Source organism: Enterococcus sp. AN402 (genome assembly GCF_040719405.1).
Taxonomy (GTDB): Bacteria; Bacillota; Bacilli; order Lactobacillales; family Enterococcaceae; genus Enterococcus; species Enterococcus faecalis.
Window position 1 is genome coordinate 17,081 of record NZ_JBFDTM010000001.1, and the last position, 13,663, is coordinate 30,743.

General features: G+C 33.3%; 17 protein-coding genes. 16 read left to right on the forward strand and 1 reads right to left on the reverse strand.

The window, feature by feature from the left end:
• The first annotated feature begins 32 nt into the window (after nt 1-32).
• From AB1I62_RS00150 to AB1I62_RS00225, 16 genes are all read left to right on the forward strand, one after another.
• The gene (locus AB1I62_RS00150; protein WP_010830290.1) at nt 33-800 is read left to right on the forward strand and encodes a hypothetical protein; all 768 of its coding nucleotides are present in this window, start codon (nt 33-35) and stop codon (nt 798-800) included.
• 12 nt (nt 801-812) lie between these two features.
• The gene (locus AB1I62_RS00155) at nt 813-983 is read left to right on the forward strand and encodes a hypothetical protein (protein WP_002385518.1); all 171 of its coding nucleotides are present in this window, start codon (nt 813-815) and stop codon (nt 981-983) included.
• A 4-nt stretch (nt 984-987) separates the two neighbouring features.
• On the forward strand, nt 988-1,233 hold the full coding sequence (locus AB1I62_RS00160) for a hypothetical protein (protein WP_195236041.1): 246 nt from the start codon (nt 988-990) through the stop codon (nt 1,231-1,233).
• Between the two features lie 40 nt (nt 1,234-1,273).
• A complete protein-coding gene (locus tag AB1I62_RS00165; RefSeq protein ID WP_002385520.1) occupies nt 1,274-1,573 on the forward strand; it encodes a hypothetical protein in 300 nt (99 codons plus the stop codon).
• Between the two features lie 21 nt (nt 1,574-1,594).
• Complete coding sequence (locus tag AB1I62_RS00170; RefSeq protein WP_002358314.1) at nt 1,595-1,894, forward strand: hypothetical protein; 300 nt, start codon at nt 1,595-1,597, stop codon at nt 1,892-1,894.
• A 2-nt stretch (nt 1,895-1,896) separates the two neighbouring features.
• Nucleotides 1,897-2,220, forward strand: coding sequence for a hypothetical protein (locus AB1I62_RS00175; protein WP_002385521.1), 324 nt, complete (start codon nt 1,897-1,899; stop codon nt 2,218-2,220).
• Complete coding sequence (locus tag AB1I62_RS00180) at nt 2,213-2,593, forward strand: hypothetical protein (RefSeq protein WP_002385522.1); 381 nt, start codon at nt 2,213-2,215, stop codon at nt 2,591-2,593. The genes AB1I62_RS00175 and AB1I62_RS00180 overlap by 8 nt, the downstream gene beginning before the upstream one ends.
• 6 nt (nt 2,594-2,599) lie before the next feature.
• Nucleotides 2,600-4,009 (forward strand): hypothetical protein, encoded by a 1,410-nt coding sequence (locus tag AB1I62_RS00185; RefSeq protein WP_195236043.1) that lies wholly within the window; start codon nt 2,600-2,602, stop codon nt 4,007-4,009.
• Between the two features lie 71 nt (nt 4,010-4,080).
• Nucleotides 4,081-5,082, forward strand: a complete 1,002-nt coding sequence (locus tag AB1I62_RS00190) for a hypothetical protein (RefSeq protein ID WP_251844166.1) — start codon at nt 4,081-4,083, stop codon at nt 5,080-5,082.
• A 12-nt stretch (nt 5,083-5,094) separates the two neighbouring features.
• Nucleotides 5,095-7,569 (forward strand): hypothetical protein, encoded by a 2,475-nt coding sequence (locus tag AB1I62_RS00195; RefSeq protein ID WP_367018738.1) that lies wholly within the window; start codon nt 5,095-5,097, stop codon nt 7,567-7,569.
• Between the two features lie 2 nt (nt 7,570-7,571).
• Nucleotides 7,572-8,306, forward strand: coding sequence for a hypothetical protein (locus AB1I62_RS00200; protein ID WP_367018740.1), 735 nt, complete (start codon nt 7,572-7,574; stop codon nt 8,304-8,306).
• Nucleotides 8,307-8,319: 13 nt separating this feature from the next.
• Nucleotides 8,320-10,122, forward strand: a complete 1,803-nt coding sequence (locus AB1I62_RS00205; protein WP_367018742.1) for a phage tail protein — start codon at nt 8,320-8,322, stop codon at nt 10,120-10,122.
• Nucleotides 10,123-10,126: 4 nt separating this feature from the next.
• On the forward strand, nt 10,127-11,506 hold the full coding sequence (locus AB1I62_RS00210) for a hypothetical protein (RefSeq protein ID WP_367018744.1): 1,380 nt from the start codon (nt 10,127-10,129) through the stop codon (nt 11,504-11,506).
• A complete protein-coding gene (locus AB1I62_RS00215) occupies nt 11,491-12,279 on the forward strand; it encodes a site-specific DNA-methyltransferase (RefSeq protein WP_367018746.1) in 789 nt (262 codons plus the stop codon). Before AB1I62_RS00210 ends, AB1I62_RS00215 begins: the two co-directional genes overlap by 16 nt.
• A gap of 60 nt (nt 12,280-12,339) precedes the next feature.
• Nucleotides 12,340-12,528 carry a type II toxin-antitoxin system HicA family toxin gene (locus AB1I62_RS00220; protein ID WP_002358324.1) on the forward strand — a complete coding sequence of 63 codons (189 nt, stop codon included), beginning with the start codon at nt 12,340-12,342 and terminating at the stop codon, nt 12,526-12,528.
• A 31-nt stretch (nt 12,529-12,559) separates the two neighbouring features.
• Nucleotides 12,560-13,021, forward strand: a complete 462-nt coding sequence (locus AB1I62_RS00225) for a type II toxin-antitoxin system HicB family antitoxin (protein WP_002385528.1) — start codon at nt 12,560-12,562, stop codon at nt 13,019-13,021.
• Nucleotides 13,022-13,386: 365 nt separating this feature from the next.
• Here AB1I62_RS00225 and AB1I62_RS00230 read toward each other — a convergent pair.
• On the reverse strand, nt 13,387-13,663 hold a 277-nt coding region (locus AB1I62_RS00230), incomplete at its 5' end, for a hypothetical protein (protein WP_367018748.1).

Genomic DNA, 13,663 nt, shown 5'->3' on the forward strand with positions numbered 1-13,663 from the left:
TCTTGTTATTAATTAAAGGAGAGTGACGCAAATTGTCTAGCTACACTATTGAATTAGGATTCTTATTAAGAGGATTTTCAGATATTAATGAAAATCCTATGATGTACGCCTCTCCTTTTTCTATTATTGAGAACTCCCGAGAGAATTTTTTTAAGGCTTTAGGAAGATATCCTTTTAAAATTTGGGGAGATGAGCGGGACCAGGCGTTTAAAGAAGAATTTGAAAGAATGTTTTTAGAATATTTTTATATGAAAGAGATAGGATTTCAAACACCAGCCGCTTTTTATTTAGAATTAGGTAATTTTCTTCGTAGAAAAATGCCGATTTATTGTAATCATTGGCGTTACCTCTTAGAAGAAATGTACGTAACTAGTACAGGTAACAGTCAAGGAACCACTACTAATGGAGATAGTAGAGTAATTGATTCTAAAGGCCATTCTGAAACGAATGGAAAAACTGAAAGTGATAGTAATACTAAAAGTGTAACAAAAGGAGCAAATACAGATTTGCCCGATACCCAATTAGATCTTGATGTTAGCAATTTAGATTATGCATCACAGGCAAATAAAACTGAATCAACTAGTGATACAAAAACTACAGGTAAATCCAATAGTATAACAGACAGCGAAGATCATACGATAAATAAAGGTAGTTCTTCTGGTAATTCTATTACAGATACATTTGGAAGAAATAAAGATGTGTTTGATATTTATAAACAATGGATTGATAGTGGCTATGATCTGTTTACACCACTTTTTCATGATTGCTTAAAAGAACAAATCTTTATGCCGCTACTCTAGGAAGTGATTTTTATGAAACGTTTGTTAATTAATGAATGGCGATTATTGTCAAAAGAAGAGCAAGAAAAATATCACTATGTTAGTGATAAAGAGGGGTGCTATTTTTGCGAAACGCCACCTGAAGAAAATCAAACAGAAGAAATTGATGATTTTGAAAAAATAATGAATAGCAAAGGGGAATAAAGAAATGGAAGACGTAGAAAAAACACCAGAAGAATTAGCAAAAGAAGAAAAACTAGCCGAATTTTTAGGCGAAGAAGTGAAAAAGGATGTTGAAGAGGAAAATCCAACTGATCCAGTTGATCCAATCGAGGAAGAACCTACTCCAGCAGTTATCAAAAAATTAAATCCTTTTGAATTTGTTTACACACAAGAAGGAAATGTTCTGATGAGCGCTGAAACGTATCAGAAAATTATGGCTAAATTTTTTTAATAATGAAAATTGAAAATAACCTGTAGAGGAGGTGAGGACAATGTCTGTATATGAAGGAACAAAAGGAATGCTACAAAAATTCCAAAATAATATATTTGAAAGAGTTAATCAATTACTAAAAGATAGAGATGGAAAAATTGAAAAAAACGCCTCCGATATCCTTTCTAATGCAAAACAAGCCAGCCAAGACTTAGATAAGCTAAAGAAAGAAACAGAGGCGCAAATCAAACAACTATCAGATCAAGTGACAGCTGCTACTGATAATACTAATGAATTAAAAAAACAATTGCAAGAAGCAATTAAACGTATAGAAGTTTTAGAAGGAAAAACAACATCTTAAAAAAAGAATGGAGAATGAATCATGGAAGAAACAAAAGAATTAATTGAAGAAGCAGTGGAAGAACAAAAACAAGATGCAACAAATACAACGTATGCAGAAGATGATGGTCAAGAAGAAGTAGTTGAACCAGCTGAAACTAATGAACCAGAATCTTTTGAACAGACTGAAGGCGACGTTGTTCCAGTAGAAGAACCAAAAGAAGAATGGCAAGAAGATGCTAATCAAAATCAACAAGAAATTGAATCAGATATTCCAGAAGAAGTTGGAACAGGAGCTTTTTCTAAAGCACGTAATGCGTGGGCTAATGGCTGGGGGGCTTAATCATGAATTTAGATACTACCCAACAAAAAGTTGCGGTACTTGAAGCGCTAGATAATATGTCGGTGTTTCTATCAAACAATAAAGAACATATGGAGCCTTCACAGTTAGCGCAGTTAATTATTGATCAAGAAGAATTAACAGAAAAAACACGTGTACTTTTCCTAGAAGAAAAGAATTTAGATTCTGTACTGGAGAAACTAACGAATGAGGTTAATAACCAAGAAGAATTGATTAATAAACAAAAACGTTTGTTAGAAGCTACAGAAGCTGAACTGGAAGAAAGAACACCTGACGACGAATATAAAGGAGTGATTGCTAATGTTTAAGGCAGAACTACCTAAATTTTTTACCGTCGAATCAACTGATCAATATTTTGTTGATGATGTAAACAAATTATTTGGATATAAAACCCATGAATCTTTTGAAGGTGAAAGCCTGAAAGAATTTATGGATGTATCCAATACATTGGAAGATCGTCTATTAGAATTCAATAACATCATCAACCAAAAATTGTCTCATTACAATGATTTAAAAAAATCCTTTGAAAAGAATAATGAGCAATTACGAGCATTAAATGATCAAATTTGTGTGGCCAAAGTAGAAAAGAAAACTTTTGGGCATAAAACATTAGCTGAAACATATGGAGAAGGCGAAATTAAACCAGACCTAGTTGATCTAATTAAAAAAGAAGAGGAGTAGAAAATTATGAATGGATTTAAAAACTTAGGTGTTACCGCACCAGAATTTGTTAACACAGTTAGAGAAGTATTACCAGAACCTTATCGTAGCAATTTGCCTATTGCTAAAGCAGGACAGAAAGATTTTTCAGCTATTGGGCAAGTTCTTTCTGAAGATGATCACTTTGCAAGTTTATGGCATAAAAATGCCATTAAAATGGTAATGAAAATCTTGCAACGAGACAATAAAATTGTTAATCCTTTATCCGAATTTGAAGGGGAATTAATTACATCAGGTGAATACATTGAGGATATGATTTTAGATATTGCTGAAACATTCCAATTTGATCCTTCAGCAGCTGAAAAACGATTGTTTGAACGCCGACCACCCGAATTGAAAGCAGTAATTCATAATCATAAGCGTGATGTTTCAAATGTACGTACGATTCAAGACACGTTAATTACGGATATTTTCCAAAGTGAAGCAGGTTTAGATCGTTATGTTATTCAAGTAACACAATCAATGCTTTCAGGTAATGAACAAGAAAAATATTATGAAACAAAAGCTTTGATTTCAACTGCTATTCGTAAGGGATTAATGCGTGTCATCGACTTAGGGAATAAAGTTACATCAAAAGACTTACAAAAAGCGATTTTACGACACTCAAAACGAATGGTTCACCCTGGACGATTCTATAATATGGGAAATGTAGGACAACCTAATAATATGGGACGTACTGGAATTAGTATCCAAGCAGATCGCCAAGAATTACGTATGCTATTACCTGTTGATACATCTGTTGATTTGAATGTTGACTTCTTTGCTGGTGCATTCCATTTAGATGCAGTACAAAGTGGATTGGCTATTAAAGAAGTAGATGCTTTCCCAAGTATTTATGAATATACAAAAGATCACACGATTACAGATATTGATATGGCAAGTGGTTTCTTCAATGACTTTAACTATAAAGTCGGTGATGTTGTTCCAAAAGGAGCACAAGCAAAACCAGAAGCGTATGAATATGCGAAAGAAAACGGATTAGATGATATTGAACTAGTCTTTGATGCTTCACGTATTCAAGCGGTTATCTTAGATCGTCGCGCATTAGTGATTAATCCAATGTTAGAAACAACATTGGCATCACAACCAAACTCATTAGGACGTTATGTTCAAATTATTTTACAAGATAAAGAACTATTTTCTTATAGTCCATTTATGCCTGCTTGTGTAATCATGTCTGATTCTCCAGATGATTGTAATTCGCAGTGTGAAAAAAAAGTCAAAGATGTAACTGTTGATGGTAAAAGCGTAGTTGGTGAAAATGGGGTGGCTGATATTCCATACACTGAAGACGTGACAAAAGCAACTGATGAAGTTGTAAAAAATGAAGAAAAAGAAGCCGATACAAAACCAGACGAAAAGAAAAACAGTAAGTAAAACGGCTGAAAAAATAAAGAAAAAAGGCCGCTAAATTTAAATTAGCGGCCTTTTATTTTAGGAGAGATATTATGGAAAACCAGTTATTTGAAGATACATGGGGATACCAAACAGGTTTAGCCTCTTCATACAACAACGTGATAGGAAATAGAAGAGACTTGCTACAAGGGATCGGAACTAGTTCTACAACTACTGGAGATAATCTGGGAAATAATTATGTACAATTCGAAGCAATACAAACATTTATACTAATTAGACAAATTAAAGATATGCTGATCAATTTATTTAAGTATGAAAATATGCCGCCTACGTTAAATACAGCTCAATTAGAAACTATGCTCCGTCAAATGGGTGGAGGGGTTTGTGTAGGTAAAGACGAATTAGGAGACCTAGTGATTTTAGGAAGAGCAGACGAATTAGGGTATAACCTATATGGGAATGTTATCCCTAGTCTTTTTGACGGTAATAATAATTTTTTACAAAGTAAAAAGGTTATTACTAACAGAAATTTAAAAGGCGATTATGTCGTTTTTTATAACAAGCAAAGCTTTAATGATTTTTATGCTACTGATTATGATATCGTCGAACACTATGCGAAACAATTAGCAACTATTAAAGCAACAGAAAGAATGAATATTATGCAAATGCGTAGTCCATATATTTTGAAAGGTAAAAAAAACGGCCAAGTCGGACAAGTATTACAAAGTAAAATTCAAAAAGGTGACTTGTTTTTAGAGGTAGAAGAGGGTTCAGATATTACAGATAAAATTGAAAAACTAGATTTAAATGTAACAGATAGGACACCGTCACTACAAAATGCCTATCGGAATACATTTAATGAAATGCTGACGTTATTTGGTATCTATAATAACCCAGAACAAAAGAAGGAACGAATGATCGATAGAGAAGCAAGTTCAAACAATCATGTTATTGAAGGAATGGGGGACATTTACTTTAATGCTCGTCAACATGCGGTTGATTTATTGAACCTCGCTTTTGGTACAGATATCAAAGTTCAGTGGAATAGCACAGTAGCATCAATGTTTAGAGATTTAGGACAAAAACAAGGATAGGGGAGCAAAATTATGTCAATTTCAGAAGAAAATAAAAAGAAAATAAGTGAACTATCAGGCGCACAAAGCCCAACACCGCAAACACAAAAGCAATTGCACAGTTTACTTCACCGATTTAATTATCATTTTCCCCAACTAAATTGGTGGGGAAATACACCAATTGAACCTACAGGGGCTGGCTTAACTTATGCTGAATCAATTACTTGGATTCAACATATGATTCACCATTTATCAGATTGGGCTGGTGGAATGAATGAAGAACTACAAAAATTACAAAAAGATTTAGCTGATTTAAACATTATTATTCAATTTGAATTAGCAAGTCAATTACCTGAAGTTATTCAAGAATATGATTTATTTGATTTGATTGTAACAGGTAATAATGAACGAGTTTCCTTGGTAACAACACAATCAAGCACAACTAAAAAAGAAGAGTCTGTATTTTGTTACGCTTTTCGGACAGAATATGGATTTATTGAAGCAACCAAAACAAAACAAACTAGTTCAGAAGCAGGTTGTGAAGGGAATCTTACAACCTGGACAATTAATGTATCTGAACGAGATGGCGGAAATATATTAAATTATGAATTTGGAGTAACAAATATTCCTAGCAAAGTAAATCGTGTATGGGTTATTAACCGATCAGAAAACAAAATGGATGGGGACAAAGAAGTCTTTTATATTTTTGAAGGCGAAATTAAACGAGCACGATTTAATAAAAATACAATTTTAAGAGGTAAACAAGGAACACTGAATTTTGAAAAATTAAATATTAATTATGATGCATACTGGATTGTCAACGTATTTAAACGAGTGCCTACAAAGCGTAATTTGTTACATTATATGACACTGGATTATAAAGTTTATGAATATGACTTAGAAACAGGAAACGAAAAGCTATTGTACCAAATTCCTGTAGCAAATCAAGATATTTTTGATCCAATTAATGATGTCATTGAAGGGAAAAGTACCATTTGGGCAGTTACGTATAAAGGCGTAGAAACAAGAGAGCCTGATGTAATGAAAGGCCTTTGCTTTGAGCCTTGTTTTGATGGGGTGGAAATGTATGATACATGGGAAACACCAAAAGAAATTAAGTTTACTCATGAGAATATTTTGGGAATTACGCCTGCGAATATGTATCAAGACTATATCAATCAAGAAGAGTTAGAAGGAGACAAGTCATTGTTGAGTTGCTTTATTCTATCTTCAAAAATGAAAGAAACACCTTATACATTAAGTGTTTATGAATTAAATCCTCGAAAATTTGATAATAGTATTATCTCTAAAAATTTAGATAAATATTTCAAAGATGTAGTGCTAAAAGATTTATATAACAATGAATCACTGATTGAATATCAAGGATATTTTTCATATAACGTTACGGACCGTATTAAAAATTTTATTGATGCACCAGCTTTACTATTAGAAGATACGGAGTTTTCAAAAGCGGGTGTACAAATTGTTTTAGAAAACTCTGAATTTATACCAGAAGGCAACCTAAGAACGTTCTGGCAACGTTTGAAGGTATTAAGCTTAATGGAAAATAAAAAGCCGTACATGCGCATTTTTGAGCGTGTGGTGCAACAAATGATTACAACAAATGGGATGATTCGTAATAAGGCAGGACGTTGGCAAGAACAGTCTATACCAACAACGAGTGAAAAATTAAATCCTTCAGTTGCTGGTAAGTTCGACTATCTTTCTTTAGCAGGAACAAAGAAAACTTATAATGCTAAGGATTTCGAGGAAACATTCTCAGATACACCTCTAAAAACCTATAAATATTATGGATTACCATTAGATAAAAATCATCCGTTGCTTAAAAAGTTGGAAGAAAAAAATACAATTATTTCGGTAACAAAAGGGACGGTTAATGAAAAAACAGCAAATCAATATGAAACAGTAATTAAATTAACTATCCAAGACGAATATGCAGAAATCCAATTTAGAAGATTAATGCGTTTTGATTATAAAGATTTTGATTCCAAAGTAGGAGGTCGCTCCAAAGCAACATATATTAGTCCGTGGGCATATGTCTACTACACTGTAAGAGATGATTCGGTACCTGATGATTATGAAAAAAATCCGAATCAAGGGATTGATCAAAAGTTTTTGGATATCATTAACAAGATTTATGAAACGATTAATAACTTGGATAAAAAATATGAAAAGATTACCAATAATCTTAATCAAAAAATCGATAATATTGATAAGAAATATGAAAATATTACAAATCAATTGAAAAAAGATATCCAAAATATTAATAACCAACTGAAACAAAATAATGTAGCAATGGAAAAAGTTTTAAATAACTTGAAAAACATGTCTGGTATTTGGGTTCAAACAGGTGATACGGTCCTTGAAGGTGACTTTAAGAAAGATACTGGTATTGCTGGAGGAAATATTAGTGCCTTTGGTCAAGATGAAAGTCATTATATCCGTACAGGTAAGAATCGAGATAACGACTTGATGGGCGGTGTTTAGAAATGGCATGGCAGAATGTTTATGGTAGTTGGAAACACGATCCAGGAGTAAAAGGAGACGTTATTATGGCAGGAGGGCCAGGTTGGAATAAATTTCCAGGACGCCCTCCTGGTTCTCCTGCTCCATATGGAAAAGGAGTAAGTGTTGTAACAGTAAAAAAAGACACATATCGATTTAAATTATCTCTAGTTGCATATGCAATTTCAGTGACGACAGGAGAGTATTTTGTTAGTTCTTACCAAGGTGGTCCCAATGCGGATTATCAATGGATAATAAAAGCTGCAATTAGTTACGATCAAACAACTGATCCTGCAAAAGCAAAATATCAAAATTTATTTCAAGAGAATTTCAAAACAATGTATCACGGCGGAGAACCATTGTATGGTAATACTAATTGGCATACAAAAGCGTATGAAAAAGAAACATCTAATACATTTACTGCAACAAGTAAAGATGTATGGATTCGTATTGAGATTTATGGAGAACCAGCGGTCACACCATTATATGCATACTTTAAGCTGGCATCAGCATTTGAAGAGTTTAGACCGTGGGCAATAAGAAAAAATAATCAATTGGTTTCTTTAGATAAAGAGACTGGATTCTTCCAAAAACGCAAAAATAATAAGTGGGAAGATATTCCTAAAATGTCTTATGAAGATGCAGGAAAAGACAATAAAGGAACGTCACGTATTAGAAAAGATGGAGTGTGGAAAGGTCAAGGCAAAATTGGAAATTAAGGAAGTGAACTTAATGGATCGTCATTTAACGGAAATTGTATTATTTAAAAATACTCCTCTTAATGATTTTCAAAATACTATTCATTTTAAATCAGATGAGGATAGAGACAATTATTTTCTTAAAGAAAACCATTTTAAAAAAATAAATTTTGATACGGGTTTTAATTTCGTGAGAGATCGTCTGCAAATTAAAGCACCGATTGAATATGCAAAATGTGATGGTGTCAACTATTGTACTTTTATATCTTCACGTGATAATAAACGGTACTATGCTTTCGTGATGTCTTATCAATACATTAATGAAAAAGTTACTAGATTGAATTTAATAATTGATGTGGTTATGACGTTTACGCAAGGTAAAACATTGAATACATTGAAAAATATCCATGTTATTAGAGAGCATTTAAATCGATCAGACTATATAAAATATTTACCATTGTTGAGAACTAATGGAGATATATTAAATACAACAACAAAAGCATATGTTCAAACTAAATTAAAATCGTTTAAATCCTACTTTGTTGTTTTTCAGAGTTCAGTTGATTTATCAAAAGAATTCGGAACTGTAGATGCACCCAAAATGGAAACATCACAAGGAAATCAATATGACAATATGACTAGTCCAGTAAATCTTTATGCGATTCATTATGAATACTTTAATGGATTAATGAAAATTTTAGCTCCGTATCCGTGGATTACGCAGAACATTCAATTACTCATGATGATACCTGACGATTTTATAAATTTAGAAGATTTGGTAACTGTTAAAGCAAAAGAATTTAATTATGAAAACCTGAAAACGTTCAAGAAAGGTGGGAAATCTCTTAACAAAGAACTTGAGGGAATTAACTATTCTATTAATGAGTTATGTAATATATATGGAATTGACCATAATGAGGAAAAACATTTGTTAAGAACAGGATACACAACAGCAGAAATTTATAGTTGGGATGGTCAAAGGATTTTATTAGATAACGCATTTTTAGATGAAAACACTGGCATTAAATTCAGAGCGAAAACATCTATTGGTTATGAGAATAAGATTGCACTTTACCCAATTAATTATAAAACAACGGAAAAAGAAAAAGCTGTTAAAAATTCAAAAGGTGAAATTCTGATTGATAAAGGTTCATTTTTGAATGACGCAATCATTTACGACAATTTCACAGAATTACCTATTTTAATCGATAATTATCGACTATCAAAAGCAAGTAATGCGTACAGTAGACAATTAGCGGAGGACAGATTGCCATCCAACCGAATAAATTCAACTGTTAAAGATATCACTTCTGGGAATCTTTTAGGTAATTTGCAATCGGGTAATTTGCAAGGAGCACAAGGAAGTTTCTATAATGCTGTAAATCTATTAAGCGATTTAAAACCACAATCAGTTTTATCAAAATTCGAAAATGAATACGAATTTTATAGAAATCAACGAGCAGAGTTCGCAGATATGGCATTAAAAGCACCGACAATAACAAATCAAAGTCCTGGTACTGCTTTTCAAATGGCTAATGAAATAAATGGTCTTACTATAAAACTTTCTGCACCTTCAGAACAAGAATTTGCTAAAGTAAAAAAATATTACAAGATGTTTGGATATGAAATTGAAGAAGATGGAAAACAAATAAGTGATATTGAAAGTATGACTATTTGTAATTTTTTACAAATTAGAGGTAATTACAAGATACACGGAGTTGATGTAGCTTTGATGGAGCAATTAAAAGCACAATTGGAAAATGGTGTGCGTTTTTGGCATAACAATAATACTAGCAACCCTATGGAACAAGATATCCAAAAAAACAAAATGAGGTGAAAATATGCCGCTATTAAATTATGATCAGCAATATGATTATCTAAACAAGTTAGTGCAAGCGTGTAAAAAGGCAGGCATACCTAAGGAAACAACAATAGCTTTGGCAATTAATGCAGCTCATGAATCTTATTTAAACCCATGGACAATTGAAGGAGCTATTAATCCTGGCCCTCCTTTGGGTGCGAACGGTTGGGATGATGGAGCTTCTGGGGGAGGTCTTTGGCAATGGACGCCATTTGCTGGAAAAATAACATTGGGCGATTTTGATGGACAAGTAGCTTTTATGATTTCTTATAAGCAACAATGGGATATAACTGGATCGTGGTTTAGAGCGGCAGGACTACCAGACCCTACTCCTAAAATAGAGAATTTTGACCAATTTTTATATAACCAGCTTGGTTATGATTCTGTAGCTCTAACAAAAGCTTTTATAGGCTACTGGGAAAGGCCAGCGTATAACCCTGGTACTATTAGATATAACACAGCTCAGGAAGAAGTCGCAGAAATTGAACCTTTGGTTAATAAGTATTGGGGAAATACTGGGAATGAAAAACCTAGTGAAGGTTCTCCAGGTGGTGGAGGTTCTGGTAGCAAGAATCCTGAAAAGCCAGATAAAGAAGATATACCAAATGATAATGTAGGGTTATCTGATGCGATTAAAAGCATAGTAAATGAATTCCTAAAAAAATATGATGATGCTATGAAGAAACAAGTCTATATGATGGATGGCGGTAAAAATACTTATTCAAATTCAAGTGTTAAAGTAATGAAAACATACAACAATTTGATGACTGTTAAAATGACGAATAATTTTATAGAATCTCTAAAAAAATTAATGGATGAAAGTAAACAACCATCTAACAAACCACCTTCTCCGCCACCAGAAACAAAACCAGATAATCCGCCAAACAATCCTCCCGATGAACCTTCTAAGAATATGGATGGTATTTATAATTGGGCATTAAATAATTTAGGCCAAACGTTTAACTATCCAGCGGCTCATCCAGGAGCAGGGCCTCAATGTGTAGACTTAATTAAAGCTTTATCAGAATTTTATCTTCCAGGCAATCCATTAGCTCCTGCATTAAGTTACGGTAATGCGCAAGACATATATTCACATGATCTTCCTCCTGGTTGGGAACACGTGCAAGGAGATATAGGTAATGATGATAATGCAAAAAAAATATGGGATTCATTACCAAATGGAGCGATAGTATTTTGGCTATATTCTGAATATGGGCATGTGGGAATAAAAGCTGGTAATAATGGGCTAGATACAATTAACCAAAATTATAACGGCACTCCATACGTTACTCGTGATGATATTTGGTATTGGCAACACGTTTTAGGAGCAGGGTTTTTAGGTGCGTGGATTCTAAAATAAAATTGAAAGGATTTGATAATGTATTGAATAAAATGGAATTAGACAAAATATATTTAGAAGATTGTATTAAAGGGATGAAGAAAATTCCAGATGGTAGTATTGACTGTATCATTTGTGATTTACCCTATGGAACAACTGCCTGTTCATGGGATACTATTATTCCGTTTGAAAATTTATGGGAACAATATAATCGTATCACAAAGGAAAAATCACCGATTGTTTTATTTGGAGCAGAACCTTTTTCAACATTAATACGAATGAGTAACCTAAAACAATTTAAATACGATTGGTATTGGTTGAAAAACAATGTGACAGGATTTACCTTTGCGAAGACGCAACCAATGAGACAGATAGAGACAATTTCTGTTTTCGGTAAAAGTACGCCTAATTATTATCCGCAAGGAATAGTAAAAATAGAGAAAAAAACTAAAAATCAAAGTTGTAAGAAAGATACTGTTGTATCAAACAGATTGAGAGGCAAAGAATTTGTTCAAGAGTATACAGGGTATCCAAAAAATATCCTGCGATACGATAAAGAAAGTAAAGGGACGTTTCACCCAACACAGAAACCTGTAGCCCTATTAGAGTACTTAATAAAGACGTACACGAAGGAGAATGATGTGGTGCTGGATAATTGTATGGGGAGTGGAACCACAGCTATTGCCTGTCTTAATACTAATCGTAGATTTATTGGATTTGAAACTAATGAAGATTATTATAGACAGTCTTTAGATCGAATAAAAAACAATGTAACTCAAGTGGAATTGTTTTAAAAACACTTGACAATACGTGCTAACACGCATATAATAATAAATGTAAGGAGGTAGTCGCGAATGCCACTTACCGGAAAGCAAATGCTAAAGCTCTTAAAAAATAATGGTTGGATTGAACGAAGACAAGAAGGCTCACATCATCACTTATATAAAGATGGCGTAAGAATTACAGTACCAGTTCATGGAAATCAAGATTTAGGAAAAGGGCTAGAGCGAAAAATCTTAAAAGATGCAGGGCTAAAAAAATAGCCCTCGTCTTTCAAGAGAAGGAGGGAACATCATGTCATTACAAACATCTTTGAAAGTCGCTTATCCTGCTATTTTTCATCCAGAAGAGGGTGGAGGATACTTTATTGAATTTCCAGATGTTCAAGGAGCGTATACAGGTATAAATGAAAATGATATAGCCTATGGTTTATTGATGGCTGAAGAAGTTTTAGGTATGGTGTTAGCTGATTATATTGAAAATAATGAGACGTTGCCTAAAGCGAGCGAATTAAATAGTATAAGTCATAAACCTGATGAATTTGTAACAATGGTTTTAGTTGATATAGAAGAATATTTTAAAGACATGAAACCAGTTAAAAAGACGCTAACAATCCCAAGTTGGGCCAATAATTGGGGAAATAGAGTAGGGATAAATTTTTCGCAACTGTTAACGGAATCTATCGCACAGACAGCAATAAATTACACACAAGAGACATTAAAGGAAACAAAAGAAAAATACGAAGTAAAAAATTAAGCGTTGTATGAAAAATCATACAACGTTTTTTTGTGAAGAGAAAAAGAAAGTAATCAAGAAAGTTACATAGCAAATATTAAGAATATCATAAGAATACGAATATGACAAAAACGAACAATACAGCTATTAATAATAGAAATAACAATAAATAGTTCGTGTTTTGTAAATAGATGTTATTTAATTATTACCATAAAATAACACTATTATTCAAAGTAGAAATATAGGAAACGATTTAAAAGATGCGAACGGTTAGATACTACGTTAACAAAATTATAAGAAATAAAATTGTCAGAAAATTCAGAAATATAAAAATCTATTTAAATGAAAAAGCGGCAGACGCGGAAAATTAAAGAAAAGCTGTTATATCAAGGATAAATCTGTATAAAATAGTAGTTAATCGAGAGCGAAGCGGTTCGATTGTAGCCGAGGGCTATGCCCGCGGCGTGACAGACCAAGCCTTCAGGCTTGATTGTTCGTTCCGCTTGCGGAAGGGACAAAGGGTTCCCGATAAGGAAAGATAAAAAATAGAGGAATAAAATAACAAGAGGGAACAGACAGCGACCAAGGCGCTTGCGCCGAAGTGTCGGTCCCACGGAGCCAATGGCGAACATTTCACCCGAAGGGGGGAAATGGGCGGCATTT

What these genes read in the sequence shown, in the direction of transcription:
- AB1I62_RS00155 (WP_002385518.1), top strand. Translation starts at nt 813, where the DNA reads ATGAAACGTTTGTTAATTAATGAATGGCGATTATTGTCAAAAGAAGAG.
- AB1I62_RS00160 (WP_195236041.1), top strand. Translation starts at nt 988, where the DNA reads ATGGAAGACGTAGAAAAAACACCAGAAGAATTAGCAAAAGAAGAAAAA.
- AB1I62_RS00165 (WP_002385520.1), top strand. Translation starts at nt 1,274, where the DNA reads ATGTCTGTATATGAAGGAACAAAAGGAATGCTACAAAAATTCCAAAAT.
- AB1I62_RS00170 (WP_002358314.1), top strand. Translation starts at nt 1,595, where the DNA reads ATGGAAGAAACAAAAGAATTAATTGAAGAAGCAGTGGAAGAACAAAAA.
- AB1I62_RS00175 (WP_002385521.1), top strand. Translation starts at nt 1,897, where the DNA reads ATGAATTTAGATACTACCCAACAAAAAGTTGCGGTACTTGAAGCGCTA.
- AB1I62_RS00180 (WP_002385522.1), top strand. Translation starts at nt 2,213, where the DNA reads ATGTTTAAGGCAGAACTACCTAAATTTTTTACCGTCGAATCAACTGAT.
- AB1I62_RS00185 (WP_195236043.1), top strand. Translation starts at nt 2,600, where the DNA reads ATGAATGGATTTAAAAACTTAGGTGTTACCGCACCAGAATTTGTTAAC.
- AB1I62_RS00190 (WP_251844166.1), top strand. Translation starts at nt 4,081, where the DNA reads ATGGAAAACCAGTTATTTGAAGATACATGGGGATACCAAACAGGTTTA.
- AB1I62_RS00195 (WP_367018738.1), top strand. Translation starts at nt 5,095, where the DNA reads ATGTCAATTTCAGAAGAAAATAAAAAGAAAATAAGTGAACTATCAGGC.
- AB1I62_RS00200 (WP_367018740.1), top strand. Translation starts at nt 7,572, where the DNA reads ATGGCATGGCAGAATGTTTATGGTAGTTGGAAACACGATCCAGGAGTA.
- AB1I62_RS00205 (WP_367018742.1), top strand. Translation starts at nt 8,320, where the DNA reads ATGGATCGTCATTTAACGGAAATTGTATTATTTAAAAATACTCCTCTT.
- AB1I62_RS00210 (WP_367018744.1), top strand. Translation starts at nt 10,127, where the DNA reads ATGCCGCTATTAAATTATGATCAGCAATATGATTATCTAAACAAGTTA.
- AB1I62_RS00220 (WP_002358324.1), top strand. Translation starts at nt 12,340, where the DNA reads ATGCCACTTACCGGAAAGCAAATGCTAAAGCTCTTAAAAAATAATGGT.
- AB1I62_RS00225 (WP_002385528.1), top strand. Translation starts at nt 12,560, where the DNA reads ATGTCATTACAAACATCTTTGAAAGTCGCTTATCCTGCTATTTTTCAT.